The sequence below is a fragment of the uncultured Roseobacter sp. genome (genome assembly GCF_947496515.1).
GTDB lineage: Bacteria > Pseudomonadota > Alphaproteobacteria > Rhodobacterales > Rhodobacteraceae > Roseobacter.
This window is the reverse complement of the sequence record NZ_CANMDB010000002.1, coordinates 49,661-69,321: the sequence shown is the minus strand read 5'-3', so window position 1 is coordinate 69,321 and position 19,661 is coordinate 49,661. Positions and strand designations below refer to the sequence as shown.

Here is a 19,661-nt window from a genome sequence, read left to right as displayed (position 1 = left end):
AGCGCCCCGAGGGCAATGTTATTCGCCGCCCCCGAGCTGGTGGACGTAGAGTGCAACTGCGCGGATCTCTGCCTCGGACAGCCGCTGGGTCCAAGGGGGCATAACGCCATAGCGGCTATAGGTCACAGTTTCGATCAGCGTGTCGTAGTCCCCGCCATAGAGCCAGATTGCATCGCTGAGGTTCGGCGCGCCCAGCTCGGTATTGCCGAGCCCGTTGTCGCCATGGCACGCGGCACAATTGTCCGCGAAAAGCGCAGAACCGGGTTCCACGAGGCTGGCATCCTGCGGCGTGCGACCAGAGAGGGTCATGGCGTAGTTCACGACCTGCGCGATCTCTTCCTCACTGAAAATCTCACCGTAGGCCGGCATGATGGAGAACCGCGCGTCGGGATCATCCTCGTTGCGGATACCGTGGGCGATCGTCGTGTAAATCGCCTCGATATCACCGCCCCAAAGCCACGCGTCGTCCAGCAGGTTCGGGTAGCCCACGAAACCAGCCGCACCCGAGCCGTGACATTGCGCACACCATGTCCGGAAAACGGCAGCACCCGCAGAGACCGCATAGGTATTCAGCTCGGTATTGGCGGACACTTCCGTGAGTTCGGCCGCGGCAAGCTCCGCGTTGATCCCGGCATTGGCCTCTTCGACGGCTGCGATTTCCACGGCAACCTCACCACGGGTGGAGTAGCCCAGCAAGCCCGCTGTCGCGGAAGAAACGAGCGGCCAGGCCGGATAGGCGATCACGTAGCCGATGCCCCAGACGATGGTCGCGTAAAAGGTCCAGAGCCACCAGCGTGGCATCGGGTTGTCAAACTCCTCGATCCCGTCCCAGCTGTGGCCTGTGGTGTTGGGGTCGCCCTCTTGCTTCGGGGGGATCTCGCTCATTTCTTGGCCTCCTGTTCCGGGGCGGGTCGGTCGTCGTTTCGGAAAATCATGTTGGCGCTCTCGTCGTGCACCTTGCGGCTACCCGGTCGAAAGACCCAAAATCCCACGCCGATAAAGATGCAAAAGAGCAGCAGCAGCATCCAGCTATCGGCGAATTCGCGTAAGAAGGTGTAGGTTTCCATGCTGGTTTCCCCTCTACCGGCTGGCGTCTGGGGTGAAGGTCGAGAAATCGACCAGCGTGCCCAGCATCTGCAGATAGGCGATCAAGGCGTCGGCCTCGGAAATGCCCGGAGCGTTGTCAAAGTTGCGCACCTGCGCGCCCGGGTAGCGCTCCAGCAGCCCGTCGAAATCGCTGTCCGGATCGGCCTGAGCGCGGAAATCAGCGCGCGCCTCGGCCAGCATCTCTTCGGTATAGGGCACCCCCACGATGGCATGGGTCTGCATCAGATCACCGATGTATTCACCGTCGATCAGCGTGCGTTCCAGAAAGCCGTAGGGGGGCATGATCGATTCCGGCACGACCGATTTGGGGTTGCGCAGATGGTCGATGTGCCAGTCGTCCGAATAGCGACCACCGACCCGCGCCAGATCCGGGCCCGTGCGTTTGGACCCCCACTGGAACGGATGGTCGTACATGGATTCCGCAGCCAGCGAGTAGTGGCCGTAACGCTCCACCTCGTCGCGCATGGGCCGGATCATCTGGCTGTGACAGACGTAGCAGCCTTCACGGATGTAGATGTCGCGACCGGCCAGTTCCAGAGGCGAGTAGGGGCGCATGCCCTCCACTTCCTCGATGGTGTTCTCCAGATAGAACAGCGGCACGATCTGCACCAGCCCGCCGATGGAGACCACCAGAAAACTGAGCACCAGCAGAAGGGTCGCGTTGGTCTCGATTGCCTTGTGTTTTGTGAGGATCGACATACCAGCCCCTCCTTATTCAGCGGGGACAGCCGTGCCGAGCGACGCCTTGGCAGGCGCTGCGCGGACGGTCATCCACAGGTTGTAGCACATGATCAGGGCGCCGGAGAGGAAGAGCACCCCACCGAGGCCACGCACCACATACATGGGGAACTTGGCGCTGACGGTATCGGCAAAGCTGTTGACGAGGAAGCCGTTGGCATCCACTTCGCGCCACATCAGACCTTCCATGATGCCGGTCACCCACATCGAGGCCGCGTAGAGCACGATGCCAATCGTGGCGAGCCAGAAGTGCCAGCTGACAAGGGTCAGGCTGTAGAGCCGCTCGCGCTTCCACAGCACGGGCACCAGGTAATAGAGCGCACCGAATGTGATCAGCCCGTTCCAGCCGAGCGCACCGGAGTGCACGTGCCCGATGGTCCAGTCGGTATAGTGGCTCAGGGAGTTGACCGAGCGGATCGACATCATCGGTCCCTCGAAGGTGGACATGCCGTAGAACGCGAGGCTGGTGACCATCATCCGCAACACCGGGTCGGTGCGCAGCTTGTCCCAGGCGCCCTGCAGCGTCATCAGGCCGTTGATCATACCACCCCAGCTGGGCATCCACAGGATGATCGAAAACACCATGCCCAGCGTCGCCGCCCAGTCAGGCAAGGCGGTGTAGTGCAGATGGTGCGGCCCGGCCCAGATGTACAAGAAGATCAGCGCCCAGAAGTGAATGATGCTGAGCTTGTAGCTGAACACCGGGCGTTCGGCCTGTTTCGGCACGAAGTAGTACATCATGCCGAGGAAACCCGCGGTCAGGAAGAAGCCCACAGCGTTGTGCCCGTACCACCATTGCACCATGGCGTCCTGCACACCGGAGAAGACCTGTACGGATTTACTGCCCCAGATCGACACGGGAATGGAAATATTGTTGACCACATGCAGCATCGCGACGGTGACGATGAAAGCAAGCAGGAACCAGTTGGCCACGTAGATATGCGGCTCCTTGCGCTTGATCAGCGTGCCGAGGAAACAGGCCAGAAACGCCAGCCACACGATGGTCAGCCAGATGTCCACATACCACTCGGGTTCCGCGTACTCCTTGGACTGCGTGCCGCCGAGCAGATAGCCCGTGGCCGCGAGCACGATAAAAAGCTGGTATCCCCAGAACACGAACCAGCCCAGATTACCGCCCCAGAGCCGCGCGGCGCAGGTGCGTTGCACGATGAAAAAAGAGCTCGCGATCAGCGCGTTGCCACCAAAGGCAAAGATCACCGCCGAGGTGTGCAGAGGCCGCAGGCGCCCGAAATTGGCGTAGCCCTCCGACCACTCGAAATTGAGCGCGGGAAAGGCGAGCTGGAAAGCGATCCATGTCCCTGCCAGAAAACCCACCACGCCCCAGAACGCTGTCGCGATGACTGCCGCGCGCACGACGCTGTCAAAATACTCATGGGTCGGTGTCGGCCTTGCCGGCTCATCCGTGGCCCGTAACGTGACCAGAAACAAACCTGCCGCGATGACCATGAAGAGGATCATGTGCACCTGATAGGCCAGATCGCGCGCGTAGCTTGCAGCAATCATGGTGAACAACGTGGCGAGCGCCAGCACCACCAGTTTTATGTAGTTGAATGTACCGGTGTTCATTGATCCGGGTTCCCTTTCGATTGGCCCCGCGCAGGCGTGGGGACGTAATCATACGGTCGGTTTGGCCTGCGGAGATTTGGCGCGCTTTGATCTGCATCAATCAACCCGCAGATTTTTCGTCTTCTGTCGCTACGTTAGCGTGTATTGGAAATTTTGAAAGCCTGCGGTGTGGTCCGGTTGCCATTCACATCTGCCCCTCGCATGTGCTGTGCCGCGCGCGGCGGCGGGCGGTCACAGTGTCTAGCCGGGACGTGGTTTGCGAACCCTTAAGACAGTCAGGAGGCATCGCAATCAGACCTGCCTTCAGCTTGAAGGTGGCTCGGCTTTGGCGTTGGGCTGGTTATGCCGCACAAAAACCGCTGTTTACCGGCCCCAAAGTTGAATTATGCCATTTCCGACGGGCGCGTTTCCTCAGCCATGACCCTGGCTCTTCCAACGAGGTTCAGCACACCATTCCCGCCCGAAATCCACGGCGGTCCGGCATCGCACAGGCAGCACATGCGCGACGCACGGCGCCGGACCTGCGCGCTTCTGTCGCGTTGGGCGGAGCAAGCTCTGAGTGCCCGCTTGGATCAAAAAAGAAAACCCCCGCGCGCCTGGCGTGCGGGGGTTCAGAACTACCAAGGCCGTAGCGGCGAGATGCTTACATCATCCCTTCGCGTTGGGCCTTTTTACGCGCCAGTTTACGGGCGCGGCGGATCGCTTCAGCTTTCTCGCGTGCTTTTTTCTCGGACGGTTTCTCGAAATGTTGCTTGAGCTTCATCTCGCGAAAGACACCCTCACGCTGGAGCTTTTTCTTCAGGGCACGAAGCGCCTGATCGACATTGTTGTCGCGAACACTGACCTGCATGTGGTTTTCACCACCTTTCTAAGTTGAGTTGCAATGAATTGCAGGAAGTGGGCCTATAGCAAGGACGACCTAGTTTGTCCAGTCGAGGATGCCGCAACATCGGGGAGAGCCAGCCGTGACCACATCATATGAAACCGCAAAAACACAGCTTTTGGATGCAGCACTGGTGCACGTGCCGTTTGATGGCTGGTCGCGGGCGACATTTCAGGCCGCCGTAGCCGATACCGACATCAACCCAACCGTGGCCGCCGCGATCTTTCCGCGCGGCGCGGTGGATCTCGCCGTGGCGTTTCACCACAGGGGCGATGCGGCGATGGTGGCACGGATTGCGTCGGAAGATCTCAGCGAGATGAAGTTCCGCGAAAAGGTCGCCGCCGCCGTGCGCTTTCGCATCGAGGCGGTGACCGACAAGGAAGCGGTGCGCCGCGGCAGCACACTCTTTGCGCTTCCCATGCACGCCGCCGAGGGCGCGCGGTTGATCTGGGGCACGGCGGATGCCATCTGGACCGCCTTGGGCGATACCTCCGACGATGTGAACTGGTACACCAAACGCGCCACGCTCAGCGGGGTCTACGCGTCCACGGTGCTTTATTGGCTGGGCGATGACAGCCCCGATAATTCGGCCACCTGGGATTTTCTCGATCGCCGCATCGGGGAGGTTATGCAGATCGAAAAGCTCAAGTCACAGATGCGCAACAGCCCCACGCTCAGCCGTGTCTTTGCCGGGCCCGCCTGGCTGTTGGGTCGGATCAAGGCGCCCAACCGACCCTCACAGGGCGATTTCCCCGGCACCTGGATGGCGCCGCGCAGCTGACGCCGTGGTTTGCCTTTCTCGCCCCGGCTGCTTAGGCAGGTGCAACAGAAAGGAAATCCGAAATGTCCCAGATGATGCGCGCCGTTGAGATCACCCAGGCCGGGGCCCCGGACGTCCTGCAGCTCACCTCCCGCCCTCGGCCGGAACCAGGCGCGGGCGAGGTGGTGATCAAAGTGGCCTGGGCAGGCGTGAACCGGCCCGATGCACTGCAACGCGCGGGGCTTTATGCGCCACCCCCGGGTGCCAGTGATCTGCCTGGGCTGGAAGCTGCGGGTGAGATCGTCGCCATCGGCGCAGGCGTCGGTGATGTGGCCGTGGGTGATGCGGTCTGCGCCCTGCTGCCGGGCGGCGGCTACGCGGAGTATGTTGCCACCCCTGCCGCGCATTGTCTGCCGGTCCCGGACGGGCTGGACCTGAAAGAGGCCGCCTGCCTGCCGGAGACGTTCTTTACCGTCTGGTCCAATGTCTTTACCCGTGGCGGGCTGCGTGCGGGGGAGCGGTTTCTGGTCCACGGCGGCTCGTCCGGAATCGGCACAACCGCGATCCAGCTTGCCTGCGCTTTCGGCGCGCGGGTCTTCGCCACGGCGGGGACGGCCGCGAAGTGCGAGGCGTGTGTCGCCCTCGGGGCCGAAGCGGCCTTTAACTATCGCGAGGCCGATTTCGTGGCGGAGATGCGCGCCGTGGGGGGCGCGGATGTGATTTTGGACATGGTGGGCGGCGAGTACATCGTGCGCAACCTGAAGTCGCTGGCCGAGGACGGGCGCCTGGTGCAGATCGCCTTTCTGGGCGGGCCCAAGGCTGAGGTAAACTTTGCGCCCCTGATGATGCGGCGGCTTACGATCACCGGCAGCACGCTGCGCCCGCAAAGTGATCTGGCCAAGGCGCGCATCGCAGAGGATCTCAAGGCGCACGTCTGGCCGCTTTTGGCCGCGGGCAAGGTCGCCCCGGTAATGGACGAGGTCTTCGACCTGGAGAACGCGGCCGACGCGCATGCGCGTATGGAACGCTCCGACCATATCGGCAAGATCGCCCTGCGGGTGGCAGGCGATTAGGATGCCGCCAGCGCTCGTAGAAGGCCGGGAAGCGCGGGCAAGGCCATGAAGACGGTGAGTGCGCCGACGAGCATCGCGCTCAGAATATTGCAGGTTTGCAGCGGCCAAAGCCACCGGCGTGACAGGCCAATATATTGATTAAGCGTGAAAATTACGATCACCGCGATCAAGAAGATACTGATCCGCGCATGTGAGAAGGTGACTGATTTGATCAGCGGTGACGTTGCAAGCGGCAGTGCAATGTTCACCACCGCCGCCAGACCGATGGAACGAAGTGTCATCGGATCGGCGTAAAAAGAGCATCGTCCAGCGTGCAATCCCGCCGCACATCGGCACCACAGGCGCGCGGCTCCAGCGCGCGGGTCAAGCAAATGCGCGCTTCCTGAATGTGGCCCTGACGGCAGGTGATCGTCAGACCGCTCCCGGAGATCGCTGGATTGGCCTCCAGAAATGCGGCCTCGATCACGGCGGCGGGCAGTTTCAGGGTGTCCTCCACTTGCCGCAGCACCCCGGGTCGTGTGACGCGACCGTAGGCGTCCCGCGACAGCGCGAAATAGTCTTGCGCTGACAGCCCGCTGCAGGTGCCGTGTTTGCGCCATTGGTGCCACGCCAGCCCGGATGTCCCCATGATATCCGACATGCGCGCCGTCATAGCGCGGGTGGGCGGTCGTTCTGTCGTGGTGCAGTCCTGAGGGTAGCCCCGGTCGTACTGCGGCCAGAGCCCGTGCAGGATCCAGCCATGATCATGCCGGGCATCACATTGGTCCGAGCCACGTGCATCCCCTTCGAGGGCGCACCAGTTGGGCGACCAGCTCAGCGACAGCACGTAGTAGTCGAACGCGCCCGCGCGATGCTCCTGCGCGAGACCCGGCACCGCCATCAAGAACCACAAGATCACCACGCGCATTGGGTCTTTCCTTATCCCGCTCACCCGCCTATATACATCACAAGTTCCCCCACAATGGAAACCGTTCCGGCCCCCGGGACCGCCTTTCAGGCGACGGGAAAGATGTGGGCGATGGCACGTAGACAGGAGTAAGTAAAATGGCAAAACCGATCATGGCGAAAGCCACCGCCGTCTGGCTGGTGGATAACACCACCATCAACTTCAAGCAGATTGCAGACTTCGTGGGTATGCATGAGCTGGAAGTGCAGGGCATCGCCGATGGCGATGTGGCGCAAGGTGTGAAGGGCTTCGATCCGATTGCCAACAACCAGCTGACGCAGGATGAGATTGACGCGGCACAGGCGAACCCGCTGCACAAGCTGCAGCTGAAGTTCAACGCCGCCGCCCAGGGTGAGGAAAAGCGGCGCGGCCCGCGCTATACCCCGCTCAGCAAACGGCAGGACAGGCCCGCGTCAATCCTGTGGCTGGTGAAATTTCACCCCGAGCTGACGGATGGTCAGATCAGCAAGCTGGTGGGCACCACAAAACCGACGATCCAGGCGATCCGCGAACGGACGCATTGGAACATTTCCAATATCCAGCCGATCGACCCCGTTGCCCTGGGTCTTTGCAAGCAATCCGAACTTGATGGCGCGGTTCAGAAAGCCGCCGCCAAGAAAGCTGCGGACGCACCCGTGATGAGCGATGATGAGCGGCGCAAACTGGTCAGCACCGAGCAGAGCCTCGGCATGGAAGCGGAACCCAAGATCCCGACGGCCATCGAAGGCCTTGAGACCTTCACCCTCACTGGCAAGCCAGATGCGGACGATGAAGAGAAAAAGAAAGAAGACTTCGCCGATGCGGACAGCTTCTTCAATCTGCCCGACGGTCCTGCCGATGTGGAAGATGACGAGACCGGTTCCAGATAGGCGATACGGCGAACACCAGCGGTGACAAGGCGCTTCAAAGCGCCTTGCGCGCGCGTAGCGCCGCCGTGATCGTGCCGTCATCGAGGTAATCTAGCTCCCCCCCAATCGGCACGCCTTGCGCCAGCGATGTCAGCGCTACGCGGCCTTCCAGCTGGTCGGCGATGTAATGCGCTGTCGTCTGTCCGTCGATCGTCGCATTCAGTGCCAGGATCACCTCGCGCACGCCCTCGCTTTCGACCCTGTCGACGAGCCGCGGGATCCGCAGCTCGTCCGGGCCCACCGCGTCGAGCGCCGAAAGCGTGCCGCCCAGTACATGGTAACGACCCTTGAAGACGCCCGCGCGTTCCATGGCCCAGAGATCGGCCACATCCTCCACAACACACAGCTCGCCATTGGCCCGCGCCTCACTGGCACAGATATCGCAGACCTCCGAGGTGCCCACATTACCGCAATTCAGGCACTCCCGCGCCGTTGCGGCGACCTGCTGCATCATGTCCGCCAACGGTGTCAGCAGCAGCGCCCGCTTGCGGATCAGATGCAGCACCGCACGTCTGGCCGAGCGCGGCCCGAGCCCCGGCATCTTGGCCATCAGCTCAATCAGCGCGTCGATATCTCTGGTGCTGCTCATGGGCTGTCTGCCTCTTGTCCCCGGCGCTCAGAAAAGGGAGCGCGTGGCATAGTCTATGATGGTGGGGATGAAAGACAAGAACGTCACAATCGCCGCCGCGGAAACAGAAATCTGCCCCCCCGGCGGCAACGTCCGGATCTTGAGCAACAGATCCCGCGCTTCGGTCAGCGCCTCGAGCGGCGGCAGCGCATCCTCAGCCATGCCAAGATCGGCGCGGAGCGGCTGACCGCTCAGCAACCTTACCCGCGCCTCGATCAACCGTTCGATCCGGTCGAGCTCTTCGGTTTTGCGCGCTGCCAGTAGGTTGGACAGCGGCAGGACGGGGACCGCATAGGTCGCCACCACAAGCGCCAGAGCCGATGCAGAAAAGAAGATGATGATCGGCTCGATCACGTAGTCGGACAATACCAGACCCAGAATGGACAGGCAGGTCACCAGCGCAGTTGCCATGACGATCTGGCTGTTGAGCCGCAAAAGGCCGATCACCGGCGCGCGATTGAGGTTCAGGATGCGGATGTCCAGCGTGGTCAACTCACTGAGCATGATCCGCCAGAACCTCACCAGCGCGATGACAACGGTGCCTACGATCAGGTTGTTGACGAAGATGAAGGCGCAGAGCCACGGCATCAGGCCTGCCACATCGCGCCAGGGATCCAGACGCCAGACCGAAAAGGCGATGAGCCCCGCATAGACGACAGCCGGGAAAGCCGTTGCCGGATCGCCGAAAAAGCGGTTCACTGCCGCTTGGGCATCTCGCCCCGCCGCCGGAAACTCGGCGATCAACGCGCCGACCCGCGGTGCCAGGTAGATGCCAAAGCGGTAGATGAAGACCGTATTGACCGTGACCAGCACGATCAGCGGCGCGTCTCGCAGAACGCCGACCTGCGCGATCTGCACAACCGCGTAGACCGCAGCCATCAGCCCCGACGCCAGCACGACCACCCCGCCCCACCGCGTCCAGTATGCGGGGATCTCGACCGTCACGGGCGGGTGCCGCTGCACGTCCTCAGAACGGCAATTTCATATCCGCCGGCAGCCCAAGCCCTTCGGTCAGCTTTGCCATTTCTTCCTGCGCGCGTTCGCTCGCTTTGGTCTGGGCGTCCTTGATCGCCGCCAGGATCAGATCCTCCACGACTTCCTTGTCATCGCCGTTGAAAATCGACGGGTCGATGTCCAGCGTCTTGAGCTCGCCCTTGGCCGTGCAGGTCGCCTTCACGAGCCCCGCACCTGCGGCCCCTTCAACTGTGATGCTGTGCATGTCTTCTTGCAACTGGGCCATCTTGCCCTGCATCTCCTGCGCCTTTTTCATCATGCCCGCCATATCGCCGAGCCCGCCTAATCCTTTGAGCATCCCGCCCTCCTTTATCTGCTGTGGCCCGAGGAGCCGTTGTCTGATGTCTATCTAATCCTTATCGAGCCACGCTGTCACCTTCGGCTCGAAAATGACGCCCGGCAGGGCAAAACCCACGACGGTGTTCGGAAACGCAACGCGTAAGTTACCCATCCTCAAAGGGATCCCACTCGTCCTCAACTTCGGGCAGAGCCTCCTGAACCGCTTCGGCGGCGATCTCTTCGGGAGTGCGGATGGCGGTGATCTGCGCCTTGGGAAAAGCGTCCATGACCGCCTGCATCAACGGATGCGCCACCGCTGCCGCTTCCAGTGCGTGCTTCTTGGCGTTTTCGACCTCGTCGATCGTCTCTCCGCCACCCTCGCTCACGACTGAAATCGCCCATCGGTTGCCCGTCCAGTTTTGCAACTGGCGCCCCAGCCGCTGGGCCAGATCTTTTGGCGCATCCCGGGCGGGTTCGAATTCGATCCGTCCCGGCTGATAGCTGACCAGCCGCACGTATTGGATCACGTGAACCCGCAGCACCTCGTCCTTGTTCTGCCGGATCAGTTCCACCACGTGATCAAAGGTCGGAAAGCGCGCGAGCGCCGCATCCAGATCCACGGCGCGCGCCGCAGACGGCCCCGCGCTGCCGGAGCCGCTGGTCCGGGCCGAGGCGACAGCCGAGGCCCCCCCGCCCGCGGCACGCGCGCCTGGGCTTTGCACAGGCTGACCCGCAGCCTGCCCACCCGCACCGGCCGATGGGGTCGGGGCGCTGCTGCCCTGAAGCTTGCGCACCAACTCCTCCGGGCTGGGCAGATCCGCCACATGGGTCAGCCGGATGACCGCCATCTCCGCGGCCATCATGGCATTTGGCGCGCTTGCGACCTCGTCGAGTGCCTTCAGCAGCATCTGCCACATCCGTGTCAACACCCGCATCGGCAGCGCTTCGGCCATGCTGACACCACGGGCGCGCTCATCGGGCGAGACGGTCGGGTCGTCGGCCGCTTCCGGCGTGATCTTGACCACCGACACCCAATGGGTGATTTCGGACAGATCGCGCAGCACCGCCAGTGGATCCGCACCGGCTGCATATTGTGCGGAAAGCTCGCTCAGCGCACCCGCCGCATCCCCCTTGAGAATGAGATCGAAGAGATCCAGCACCCGGCCCCGGTCCGCCAGACCCAGCATGGCGCGGACCTGATCCGCCGTCGTCTCCCCCGCCCCGTGACTGATCGCCTGATCGAGAAGCGACGTCGCGTCCCGTGCCGAGCCTTCCGCCGCCCGCGCGATCAGCGCCAGCGCGTCTCCGGCGATCTGCGCGCCTTCTGCGGTTGCGATCCGCTGCATCAGCGCGATCATCTCCTCCGGCTCGATCCGGCGCAGATCGAACCGCTGGCACCGTGACAGGACAGTCACCGGCACCTTGCGGATTTCGGTTGTGGCAAAGATGAACTTCACATGGGCAGGTGGTTCCTCCAGCGTCTTCAAAAGCGCGTTGAACGCCCCCGTCGACAGCATGTGCACCTCGTCGATGATGTAGACCTTGTAGCGCGCGGAGGCAGCGCGATAATGAACCGAATCGATGATCTCCCGAATGTTGGCCACCCCGGTGTTGGAGGCCGCGTCCATCTCCAGCACATCGACGTGCCGACCTTCCATGATCGCCGTGCAATGCTCGCAGGTACCGCAGGGCTCGGTGGTCGGCCCGCCCTCGCCGGCAGGTCCGATGCAATTCATGCCTTTGGCGATGATCCGGGCCGTGGTCGTCTTGCCGGTCCCCCGGATACCGGTCATCATAAAGGCCTGCGCGATGCGGTCGGCCTCAAACGCGTTGCGCAGCGTGCGCACCATGGCGTCCTGCCCCACCAGATCGGCGAAAGTTTCGGGCCGGTACTTGCGCGCCAGCACCTGATACTCGGAAGCGGTCTCTTGCATGGTAGCCCTTCTGCCCTGCGGGATCGTCCCAGCCTAGAGGCTGCGGACGCGAGCGTCCAGAAGCCCGCCCGTCCCCGAGGCGTTTTTCACCAGCCCTCCGCAGTCTCCCCCATGGCGCGGTTTGGCTAGAGCCACCAAAGCACCCCACCGGTGGCCAGCGCCGCCCCGGACAGTGTCAGGCTTAAAACTGTCATTACGGCGGTTGGCTGCGCCTCCGCCTCATGCTCGTTGAGACGCTCCACCGTGCGGCAGGCCTGCCGACGCGCGGCCCAAAATACGAAAACCGCGACCAGGATGAAAATGGACGCGATCACCTTGGGCAGCCACGTGGGCTCGAAACTGTCAAAAACCGCACGCAGCCCCAAGGCCAGCGCGACGCAGGCCATGCCTGTCCGCATCCAGCCTGCAAAGGTTCTTTCGTTGGCGAGAACCGTCCTGTCCTCCGCCCAGTCCGTGCGGTCCTGGGCCATCTCGTTCTTCTGGGTCATGCCGGTAACCTGATGCGGAAACACCATCCGGCAAGCGCGGGTCTGAAGAGCAGCAATAAAGGGGGTAGAGGTGAGAGGCTGGACAACGACCCAAGCGGGGCTCGTTACGGCTGCTTCCTTCCGGATCTGACCGGGTTGGCGAGGCGCTCGCCCGCGCCAACCTCTCAAGCAGCTATATAGTCGGGTGCCTTGGCAGACACAAGCCGCGTGCTCAGAAATGCAGGCGCAGCAGCGAAAACCCATCCGCCGTCCGACCACAGGGCTCCGCGCGAAACTCCGCGATGTCCTCCAGGTGATCGAGCGCGTCTGGCGCCGTTTGCAACAGCGCGCTGACCCCGGGCGCGGGCGCAAAGCGCCATGGTCTCTCGGCCAGCCCCGCGGCCGTGTCAGCTGTGTGCAGATAGGCGATCAAAGCCTGATCCAGCGGTGCATCGCCCCGCACGACAATATCGACATCATCAAACGGACGGAAAGTCCCGCCACCGCCCGCGCGGTGATCCGTGACAGCGACCAGAAATTCCTGCTCCGGCGCAACCGGCGCGCTGTTGTACATCAAGGACGAGATCCGACCGGTTGCGCCCTCAACCGGGTGTCCGTTGTTATCAAAGCGCGCAGGTTGCGTGAGGTCGATGATGTAACTCAGACCGTAGATCGTGTCGTATCGAAAACCGGGCACATGCGGGTTGATCAGCATCTGATCCGGGGCTCCGGGCTGCAACTGATTGAAAAGCAACGCTGACCGTTCCAGCCAGCCAGCGATGCGGGCGCCCGTCGCTCTGACCGCCCAGACATGGTTTGCGTAGGGAATAAGCCCCGCCAGATGACGTCGCTGTAACTGTCCGGCGGGCAGCGAGATGTAGTTCTCCGGCCCGTCAAACCCTCCGGTTGCGGGGCTGGCCGCCGCAGCCAGAAGCGGCAAATGGGCAAGCTCCGTGCCCGCCACGATCTGCTTGATCGCCGCACGTTTGGCCGCGGCCAGCAGGGCCGTGACAGAGCTGGGTTTGGCCAAGGTGAAATAGCTGTGAACCGGCGTGTTCAACCGAGCCACCGATCCCGATAGCTCACGGCGCGTGGCCTCATGCGCGGGCTCGGCGAGCCCGACCAAGGCATCGTCTTCATCGGCATCCTTCGGCGGATGGCGCAGCGCGCTTTTCGCCGCCCCGACACGCCAGCGGGCCGTATCCTCCGACCAGATCAGATCAAGGTCAATCACCCCCAGATCGGAGCCGCCGTTGCCGGGCATCACCACCGGTTTACCATCGATCAATCCGCGCGTGTGATCAGCGCCGGGAGTATCGGCATGGTCATCGCCCGGAAAGCGCAGATGCGTGTGCCCGGCGATGACCGCATCCACCCCGGGCAACGCGGCCACCTCTGCCACCTGATTCTGCGGATCTGTGCCTTCGTCCCATTGTGCGATGCCCATATGGGCCAGGGCGATCACCACAACTGCGCCTGCGTCGCGTGCGCGGGCGGCTGCCGCCTCCAACGCCTTGAGCGCCGGGGCGACATGCACAAGCCCGTCAAGCTGATGCCGGTTCCAGATCGCCGTCTGCTCGGGCACCGCGGACACGATGCCGATCCGCAGCGGCGGCCCACCCGACGGGCAGGCCCTTTCCAGCACGCAATGCTGCGCAAGACCGGGCAAATGATCGGTCGTGAGGTTTGAGCAGACCACGGGTGCCGCGTTCTGGGCCAGCATCTGGGCCAGAGGCGCGATCCCGTGATCGAAATCGTGATTGCCGAGCCCCACCGCATCATAGCCAAGCGCATTCATGGCCGCGATCATCGGATGCGGGTCTATTGCATGGCGCGCCAGATAGAGGCCGAGCGGATTGCCCTGCAAGGTATCGCCGTTGTCCAACAGCAGACACAGAGCCCCCTGGCCGGTAGCTTCCTGTCGCGCATGCCGAATGACAGGTGCCAGCCGTGCAAGGCTGTCGCCACCCGTCGGTCGATCCCTTGCGTAATCATAGCCAATCAACTGCATATGAAGATCGCTGGTCGCAAGCAGCCGGATCCGGATCGGCCCGGTCGGCGCACCAGACGTGGATGCAGATTGTATCTCCGGTGCCTCCCTGCTCAGTCATTGATCAACTTGCGCACGAGTTCATAACCATCAGATCGCGCCGTGGTTGGCAAGGCTTCGCTGCACACGCAAAAAGCTTTGGCCTTGCAAGAAGACCGGCCGCATGCCAGTCGTTTCGAAAAAGGGCAGTGCCAGACATGAAACACGCGGAAACGGTGACCTTCGGGGGATCAGGCCTCGATCGGGCAGCGGAACTGCGGACCGATCATGCTGCACTTGAGGTGGCGAAATCCCATCCCGACAGCCGTGCCGTGCTGTTTTGGCGCGGCAAACCATTGGTCGCCCCAGAGCGGCCTTGTGAACTGGTGCGCCTGCCGATGAATCATCCGGTTGTCGGTGACGTTGTCGAGCCGCCGGTCTTTCTGGGGCGCGAGGACGGCGCCTGCCGGTTTGCCTGTGACCTGTCGTTCTGGGAGCCTGCCGATCTTGATCCCGCGACGCTGGGCGGCTTTCTGGACCCGAGCGAGCAGCGCCACCCTGACCTGCCCGACGGAACCGCGTTTCTGGAGCTTCGGCGCATTATGACGTGGCTCACCCCCCGGGATGCAGAGCTTGCGGCGACGGGCAAGGCGATCCTCGGCTGGCATCAGACCCACGGTTTCTGCGCCCGTTGCGGTGCGGCCTCGGAGATCGCCCAGGCAGGATGGCAGCGGATCTGCCCCAGCTGCGGCGGTAGCCACTTTCCGCGCACCGACCCTGTGGTGATCATGCTCATTACCCGGGGCAATGACGTGTTGATGGGGCGCTCTCCGGGCTGGCCGGAGGGGATGTATTCACTGCTGGCGGGGTTCGTTGAGCCCGGAGAGACACTGGAAGCGGCCGTCAGGCGGGAAGTATACGAGGAAACCGGCGTGCGCGTTGGCCCGGTCGGGTATCTGGCGAGCCAGCCCTGGCCCTTCCCTGCCTCGCTGATGTTCGGCTGTATCGGCGAGGCCATCACCGAAGAGATCACCATCGACCCGGTGGAGATCGAGGACGCACTGTGGATCAGCCGCGAACGGATGATGACCGTCTTTGCCGGGGGCGATCCCGCGATCCTGCCCGCGCGCAAGGGGGCCATTGCGCATTTCCTGCTGGAGAACTGGCTTGCTGATCGACTGGATTGAAACCGCATCAAGGCGGCGTGGCGCATGAAATTCTCCTCCCGCGAGACCATGGAGATGCCCATTGAGGCTGCCTTTGCGTTGCTGTCGGACTTTTCCGACGTGGAGGAACGTCTTCAACGGCGCGGGGCACATATCGCGCGCACGGACGATCTGACCGGCCCCTGCCGCGGTATGACATGGTGCGCTGAATTTGCGCTCCACGGTCGGCAGCGGGCCGTTGATGTCACGCTGTCGATCTTCGATCCGACAAAACAGATGCGTTTCGACCTGGCCTCCGACGGGCTGGAAGGTGAGGCGGATCTGCGGCTGGCCGCGATCACAGAAGCACAAACGCAGCTGACGCTGGAGATCGAACTGCGCCCCCGGACCATTGCCGCACGCATCCTGATGAAATCGCTGAAACTCGCCAAGACCCAGCTGGATCAGCGCCTGCAGGATCGTGTGGCCGGTTACATTCGCGAGATCGAGGCGCGCTACCACGACACGGGCTAGGCGGTCAGCGGTGGGTCGCGTGCCTGTCGGGATCCGCAGGATAGACACCCAGCACTTCAACCATATTCGTAAAGTACTCCAGTTCCTCCAGCGCGCGTCTGACGGCGGGGTCATCGGGGTGGCCTTCGATATCGGCGTAGAATTGTGTGGCAGTAAAGGAGCCGCCCACCATGTAGCTTTCCAGCTTGGTCATGTTGACGCCATTCGTCGCAAAACCGCCCATCGCCTTGTAGAGCGCGGCGGGAATGTTGCGCACCTCAAAGACGAAGGTGGTGATCATCTCCTCCGCCCGGCGGCTGGTGTCGGGCTTATGCGCCATCAGCAAGAACCGCGTGGTGTTGTGCTGCAGGTCTTCGATGTCCCGCGCCAGAATGTCGAGGCCGTGGATGTCCGCAGCAACTGCACTGGCCAGCGCCCCCACGCCGGGTTCGTCGCCGCGGGCCAGTTCCGCGGCAGCACCGGCACTGTCGGCGGCGGCCTCGCTGGTGATGCCATGGGCATCCAGAAAACTGCGCGCCTGCGGCAAGAGCACCAGATGCGCGCGCACGTGTTTGACATCCGCCAACGTCGTCCCCCGCGGTGCCATCAGGTTGATCCGAACCCGCACGAAGGCCTCATCGATAATGTGCAGACCGCTTTGCGGCAGCAACCGGTGAATATCCGCCACGCGACCGTAGGTGGTGTTCTCCACCGGCAGCATTGCCAGATCCGCCGCACCGCGGTGCATCGCGTCAATCACATCCTCGAAGGTTCGGCAGGGCACGGGATCGGCGTCGGGGCGCGCGTTCAGACAGGCCTCATGGCTATAGGCGCCCAGATCTCCCTGAAAGGCGATGCGAAGCGGCGGGGCGGTTGTCATTAAGGGATCCTTGGTCAATTTGGGATAATCGAGGTCGATTGGTCGCGGTAACTATACCTTGCCAGCAGCAAGGTGAAGCAATACATAGCCCCGCAAGCCAACGATGATAGCCAGAGAATTGGATAGCTGAGTATGTTCGACACGATGACCTTCACGAAAGCGGCCGGCGGCGTCTGCGGCACCCTGCTGGTCTTTCTGCTGGGCAAATGGGCTGCCGAAGAACTGTACCACGTCGAAGCACATGGAGAAGCCTCCTACGTGATCGAGGTCGAGGGCGGCGAAGAAGTTGCCGAGGTTGAAGAAGTTGATTTTGAAACCGTTCTGGCGTCCGCGAGCGTTGATGCCGGTGCACGTGTTTTCCGCAAATGTTCGGCCTGCCACAAGCTTGAAGAAGGCGCCAACGGCGTTGGGCCCCACCTCTATGGCGTTGTGGGTCGGGAAAAAGGCGCGATTGATGCCTTCAACTACTCCGACATGCTGGCCTCGATGGAAGGTGACTGGTCTGCCGAGAACCTGAACGGCTTTCTGGAAAAGCCGTCGGACTATGCGCCCGGCACCTCGATGGGCTTTGCGGGTCTGAACAAGGTTGAGGACCGGGCGAATGTTATCGCCTATCTCGACAGTCTCGACGACTGATCTTAACCTCGAATTAACCAAAAAGGCCGCTTGCTGAAACGCAGGCGGCTTTTTTGCTGGGCAAGGCATACGGGTATCGCTTTTGCGGCTCTGATCACATTTTCGCAACTTGTAACTTGGCGCGGGGTCCCATTAGCATACATGGTTAATAACAAAGAAGCCTCAGCGCGACTGACGCCCGACCGGAGGATATGCCGATGACCCCGCCTCGAACACTGCTCCTGCCCTGGGCCGGGCTTGGCCGGATGAGCCGCAGGACCATCGCCGCCGTGCTGGGTGCGGCGCTGAGTTGGTCGAGCGTGGCAAGCGCCGAAGATGAAGAGACCATCGTCACCCATGGCTATAATTTCTATGGTGCTTTGAGCTACCCGGCGGATTATCCGCATTTCAACTACGTCAATCCGGACGCCCCCAAGGGGGGCGAGATTTCGTTCTCCGCTCTGGGCACGTTTGATTCCATGAACCCCTTTTCGCGCAAAGGCCGCGGCGGCGCGCTCAGCACGATCATGTACGAAAGCCTGTTGGGCGAAGGTGTGGGCGGCACGACCGCCCCGGCGGATGTCTACGCGGAATACTACTGCCTGCTGTGCGAACGGCTGGAATACGACAAGGGCCGGAACTGGGTGATTTTCTACATGCGGCCCGAAGCCCGGTTTTCCGACGGCACGCCGGTCACCGCCCATGACGTCAAATTCAGCCAGGAACTCATTCTGGAGCAGGGGCTGCGCTCCTACGCCGAGGCGGTCAGCCAGCGCATCCAGAACATCGAGGTCATCGACGACCACACCATCAAATACGAGTTCACGCCCGGCATCTCGCGCCGCAGCCTTATCGAGGTCGTCGGTGGCATGACCGTATTTTCGAGCAAATGGTACGAGGAAACCGGCGCGCGGCTGGACGAAAGCCGGTTGGAGATCTCGCCCGGATCCGGACCCTACATGGTCGAAAGCATCGACGTGAACCGACGCCTCGTTTACAAGCGCAACCCCGACTACTGGGGGGCGGATCTGCCGTTCAACAAGGGCCGCGCCAACTTCGACCGCATCCGGGTGGAATATTTCGGCGATGAAAACGCAGCGTTTGAGGCCTTCAAGGCGGGCGAGTATACCTTCCGCACAGAAGGCAACTCGCGTCAGTGGGCCTCGGCTTACGACTTTCCCAAGGTGAACAACGGTTCCATCATCAAAAAAGAGCTGCCCGACGGCTCACCGCCCACACCCACGGGCTTTGTTTTCAACCTCGGCCGCGAGGTTCTGCAGGATCGCCGCGTGCGAGAGGCGATTGCCCTGGGGTTCAACTTTGAATGGACCAACGAATCGCTGCAATTCGGCCTTTTCCAGCCGCGGGCGTCCTTCAACCAAGACACGCCGCTGATGGCCGATGGCGCGCCGGAGGGTGCCGAGCTGGAATTCCTGCAAAGCCTTGGCGATCTGGTGCCGCGCGAGATGCTGACGGAAGCGGCGCGCGTGCCGCATGTGTCGAGTGCCGAACGGCTGCTGGACCGGCGCAACCTGCGCAAGGCGATGGCGTTGCTGGATGATGCAGGCTGGACCGTCAACAGCGAAGGCCGCCGGATCAATGCGGATGGCACGCCGCTGCGGCTGACATTCCTGCTGAACTCCGCGGGTTCCTCGACGTTGCGCGCGGTGGTGGAGAACTTTCTGTCAAACCTCGACGCCATGGGCATCGAGACGGTGCTGGAGGCGGTCGATGCCTCGCAGTACACCAGCCGCGAGCGGGACAGGGATTATGATCTGGTCTACGACCAGTACATCCCCTTTCTGAGCACGGGCGGCGGGTTGCAGCAGTTCTTTGGGTCCGAAGCGGCGGAGTTCTCCGTTTTCAATCCTGCGGGGCTGGCGAGCCCGCTTGTGGATGAGATCATCGAAGCCTCCCAGCGGATGGAGACGAAAGAGGAAACCGACGTCACGCTGATCGCGCTGGACCGCGCATTGCGCCACGAATTCTTCATGATCCCGGTGTGGTATAACGACAGCTTCTGGGTGGCCTATTACGACAAATACGAGCATCCCGAAGAGATCCCGCCCTACACGCTCGGCCAGTATGATTTCTGGTGGTACATTCAGGACAAGGCGGACGCCTTGCGCGCTGCCGGGGCGCTGAGGTAACCGCT

At 62.4% G+C, this 19,661-nt stretch carries 21 protein-coding genes and 1 other RNA gene; 7 read left to right on the top strand and 15 right to left on the bottom strand.

What is annotated here, in order from left to right; genetic code table 11:
* Positions 1–18: 18 nt before the first annotated feature.
* The 5 genes from ccoP to rpsU all read right to left on the bottom strand — a co-directional run bounded on the left by ccoP (position 19) and on the right by rpsU (position 4,282).
* Positions 19–885, bottom strand: coding sequence for a cytochrome-c oxidase, cbb3-type subunit III (ccoP, locus tag Q1A53_RS03955; RefSeq protein WP_299963168.1), 867 nt, complete (start codon positions 883–885; stop codon positions 19–21).
* Positions 882–1,067 (bottom strand): cbb3-type cytochrome c oxidase subunit 3, encoded by a 186-nt coding sequence (locus Q1A53_RS03950; RefSeq protein ID WP_299963167.1) that lies wholly within the window; start codon positions 1,065–1,067, stop codon positions 882–884. Before Q1A53_RS03950 ends, ccoP begins: the two co-directional genes overlap by 4 nt.
* A gap of 13 nt (positions 1,068–1,080) precedes the next feature.
* Complete coding sequence (ccoO, locus tag Q1A53_RS03945) at positions 1,081–1,806, bottom strand: cytochrome-c oxidase, cbb3-type subunit II (RefSeq protein ID WP_299963166.1); 726 nt, start codon at positions 1,804–1,806, stop codon at positions 1,081–1,083.
* Positions 1,807–1,818: 12 nt separating this feature from the next.
* Positions 1,819–3,432 carry a cytochrome-c oxidase, cbb3-type subunit I gene (ccoN, locus tag Q1A53_RS03940; RefSeq protein ID WP_299963165.1) on the bottom strand — a complete coding sequence of 538 codons (1,614 nt, stop codon included), beginning with the start codon at positions 3,430–3,432 and terminating at the stop codon, positions 1,819–1,821.
* A 643-nt stretch (positions 3,433–4,075) separates the two neighbouring features.
* On the bottom strand, positions 4,076–4,282 hold the full coding sequence (gene rpsU, locus Q1A53_RS03935; RefSeq protein ID WP_007118112.1) for a 30S ribosomal protein S21: 207 nt from the start codon (positions 4,280–4,282) through the stop codon (positions 4,076–4,078).
* A gap of 115 nt (positions 4,283–4,397) precedes the next feature.
* On the opposite strand from rpsU, the gene Q1A53_RS03930 reads away from it, so the two are divergent.
* Complete coding sequence (locus Q1A53_RS03930) at positions 4,398–5,096, top strand: COQ9 family protein (protein ID WP_299963164.1); 699 nt, start codon at positions 4,398–4,400, stop codon at positions 5,094–5,096.
* A 62-nt stretch (positions 5,097–5,158) separates the two neighbouring features.
* Entirely contained in the window at positions 5,159–6,148 is a 990-nt protein-coding gene (locus Q1A53_RS03925) for an NAD(P)H-quinone oxidoreductase (RefSeq protein WP_299963163.1), read from the top strand.
* Here Q1A53_RS03925 and Q1A53_RS03920 read toward each other — a convergent pair.
* Together Q1A53_RS03920 and Q1A53_RS03915 are read right to left on the bottom strand one after the other, a co-directional pair.
* Positions 6,145–6,396 (bottom strand): hypothetical protein, encoded by a 252-nt coding sequence (locus Q1A53_RS03920; protein WP_299963162.1) that lies wholly within the window; start codon positions 6,394–6,396, stop codon positions 6,145–6,147. The two genes, Q1A53_RS03925 and Q1A53_RS03920, sit on opposite strands and share 4 nt — an antisense overlap.
* A 29-nt stretch (positions 6,397–6,425) precedes the next feature.
* Positions 6,426–7,055, bottom strand: coding sequence for a ribonuclease T2 (locus Q1A53_RS03915; protein ID WP_299963161.1), 630 nt, complete (start codon positions 7,053–7,055; stop codon positions 6,426–6,428).
* A 137-nt stretch (positions 7,056–7,192) separates the two neighbouring features.
* On the opposite strand from Q1A53_RS03915, the gene Q1A53_RS03910 reads away from it, so the two are divergent.
* Entirely contained in the window at positions 7,193–7,963 is a 771-nt protein-coding gene (locus Q1A53_RS03910; RefSeq protein ID WP_299963160.1) for a DUF1013 domain-containing protein, read from the top strand.
* A gap of 34 nt (positions 7,964–7,997) precedes the next feature.
* Here Q1A53_RS03910 and recR read toward each other — a convergent pair whose 3' ends face one another.
* The 7 genes from recR to Q1A53_RS03875 all read right to left on the bottom strand — a co-directional run bounded on the left by recR (position 7,998) and on the right by Q1A53_RS03875 (position 14,359).
* On the bottom strand, positions 7,998–8,591 hold the full coding sequence (recR, locus tag Q1A53_RS03905) for a recombination mediator RecR (RefSeq protein ID WP_299963159.1): 594 nt from the start codon (positions 8,589–8,591) through the stop codon (positions 7,998–8,000).
* Positions 8,592–8,618: 27 nt separating this feature from the next.
* The gene (locus Q1A53_RS03900) at positions 8,619–9,593 is read right to left on the bottom strand and encodes a hypothetical protein (protein WP_299963158.1); all 975 of its coding nucleotides are present in this window, start codon (positions 9,591–9,593) and stop codon (positions 8,619–8,621) included.
* 4 nt (positions 9,594–9,597) lie between these two features.
* Positions 9,598–9,942 (bottom strand): YbaB/EbfC family nucleoid-associated protein, encoded by a 345-nt coding sequence (locus Q1A53_RS03895; RefSeq protein WP_299963157.1) that lies wholly within the window; start codon positions 9,940–9,942, stop codon positions 9,598–9,600.
* A 145-nt stretch (positions 9,943–10,087) separates the two neighbouring features.
* Entirely contained in the window at positions 10,088–11,857 is a 1,770-nt protein-coding gene (locus Q1A53_RS03890; protein ID WP_299963156.1) for a DNA polymerase III subunit gamma/tau, read from the bottom strand.
* A gap of 125 nt (positions 11,858–11,982) precedes the next feature.
* A complete protein-coding gene (locus Q1A53_RS03885; RefSeq protein WP_299963155.1) occupies positions 11,983–12,345 on the bottom strand; it encodes a DUF202 domain-containing protein in 363 nt (120 codons plus the stop codon).
* A 68-nt stretch (positions 12,346–12,413) separates the two neighbouring features.
* Positions 12,414–12,512: signal recognition particle sRNA small type (gene ffs / locus Q1A53_RS03880), an RNA gene on the bottom strand.
* Positions 12,513–12,556: 44 nt separating this feature from the next.
* Positions 12,557–14,359 (bottom strand): 5'-nucleotidase C-terminal domain-containing protein, encoded by a 1,803-nt coding sequence (locus Q1A53_RS03875; RefSeq protein WP_299964424.1) that lies wholly within the window; start codon positions 14,357–14,359, stop codon positions 12,557–12,559.
* A gap of 212 nt (positions 14,360–14,571) precedes the next feature.
* Here Q1A53_RS03875 and nudC point away from each other — a divergent pair, with 212 nt between their 5' ends.
* Both nudC and Q1A53_RS03865 read left to right on the top strand, forming a co-directional pair.
* Entirely contained in the window at positions 14,572–15,540 is a 969-nt protein-coding gene (gene nudC, locus Q1A53_RS03870; protein ID WP_299963154.1) for an NAD(+) diphosphatase, read from the top strand.
* 24 nt (positions 15,541–15,564) lie between these two features.
* A complete protein-coding gene (locus Q1A53_RS03865) occupies positions 15,565–16,032 on the top strand; it encodes an SRPBCC family protein (protein ID WP_299963153.1) in 468 nt (155 codons plus the stop codon).
* Between the two features lie 4 nt (positions 16,033–16,036).
* On the opposite strand, the gene Q1A53_RS03860 is transcribed toward Q1A53_RS03865, so the two are convergent.
* Positions 16,037–16,891: a prephenate dehydratase gene (locus Q1A53_RS03860; RefSeq protein ID WP_299963152.1), complete on the bottom strand. Its 855-nt coding sequence runs from the start codon at positions 16,889–16,891 to the stop codon at positions 16,037–16,039.
* Between the two features lie 132 nt (positions 16,892–17,023).
* Here Q1A53_RS03860 and Q1A53_RS03855 point away from each other — a divergent pair, with 132 nt between their 5' ends.
* Together Q1A53_RS03855 and Q1A53_RS03850 are read left to right on the top strand one after the other, a co-directional pair.
* Complete coding sequence (locus tag Q1A53_RS03855; protein ID WP_299963151.1) at positions 17,024–17,527, top strand: cytochrome c family protein; 504 nt, start codon at positions 17,024–17,026, stop codon at positions 17,525–17,527.
* A gap of 245 nt (positions 17,528–17,772) precedes the next feature.
* Complete coding sequence (locus Q1A53_RS03850) at positions 17,773–19,656, top strand: extracellular solute-binding protein (RefSeq protein WP_299964422.1); 1,884 nt, start codon at positions 17,773–17,775, stop codon at positions 19,654–19,656.
* Positions 19,657–19,661: the final 5 nt, after the last annotated feature.

Excerpts from the sequence above, each read along its gene's own strand:
- ccoP (WP_299963168.1), bottom strand. The coding sequence starts at position 885 with ATGAGCGAGATCCCCCCGAAGCAAGAGGGCGACCCCAACACCACAGGC.
- Q1A53_RS03950 (WP_299963167.1), bottom strand. The coding sequence starts at position 1,067 with ATGGAAACCTACACCTTCTTACGCGAATTCGCCGATAGCTGGATGCTG.
- ccoO (WP_299963166.1), bottom strand. The coding sequence starts at position 1,806 with ATGTCGATCCTCACAAAACACAAGGCAATCGAGACCAACGCGACCCTT.
- ccoN (WP_299963165.1), bottom strand. The coding sequence starts at position 3,432 with ATGAACACCGGTACATTCAACTACATAAAACTGGTGGTGCTGGCGCTC.
- rpsU (WP_007118112.1), bottom strand. The coding sequence starts at position 4,282 with ATGCAGGTCAGTGTTCGCGACAACAATGTCGATCAGGCGCTTCGTGCC.
- Q1A53_RS03925 (WP_299963163.1), top strand. The coding sequence starts at position 5,159 with ATGTCCCAGATGATGCGCGCCGTTGAGATCACCCAGGCCGGGGCCCCG.
- Q1A53_RS03915 (WP_299963161.1), bottom strand. The coding sequence starts at position 7,055 with ATGCGCGTGGTGATCTTGTGGTTCTTGATGGCGGTGCCGGGTCTCGCG.
- Q1A53_RS03910 (WP_299963160.1), top strand. The coding sequence starts at position 7,193 with ATGGCAAAACCGATCATGGCGAAAGCCACCGCCGTCTGGCTGGTGGAT.
- recR (WP_299963159.1), bottom strand. The coding sequence starts at position 8,591 with ATGAGCAGCACCAGAGATATCGACGCGCTGATTGAGCTGATGGCCAAG.
- Q1A53_RS03895 (WP_299963157.1), bottom strand. The coding sequence starts at position 9,942 with ATGCTCAAAGGATTAGGCGGGCTCGGCGATATGGCGGGCATGATGAAA.
- Q1A53_RS03890 (WP_299963156.1), bottom strand. The coding sequence starts at position 11,857 with ATGCAAGAGACCGCTTCCGAGTATCAGGTGCTGGCGCGCAAGTACCGG.
- Q1A53_RS03885 (WP_299963155.1), bottom strand. The coding sequence starts at position 12,345 with ATGACCCAGAAGAACGAGATGGCCCAGGACCGCACGGACTGGGCGGAG.
- nudC (WP_299963154.1), top strand. The coding sequence starts at position 14,572 with ATGAAACACGCGGAAACGGTGACCTTCGGGGGATCAGGCCTCGATCGG.
- Q1A53_RS03865 (WP_299963153.1), top strand. The coding sequence starts at position 15,565 with ATGAAATTCTCCTCCCGCGAGACCATGGAGATGCCCATTGAGGCTGCC.
- Q1A53_RS03860 (WP_299963152.1), bottom strand. The coding sequence starts at position 16,891 with ATGACAACCGCCCCGCCGCTTCGCATCGCCTTTCAGGGAGATCTGGGC.
- Q1A53_RS03855 (WP_299963151.1), top strand. The coding sequence starts at position 17,024 with ATGTTCGACACGATGACCTTCACGAAAGCGGCCGGCGGCGTCTGCGGC.
- Q1A53_RS03850 (WP_299964422.1), top strand. The coding sequence starts at position 17,773 with ATGAGCCGCAGGACCATCGCCGCCGTGCTGGGTGCGGCGCTGAGTTGG.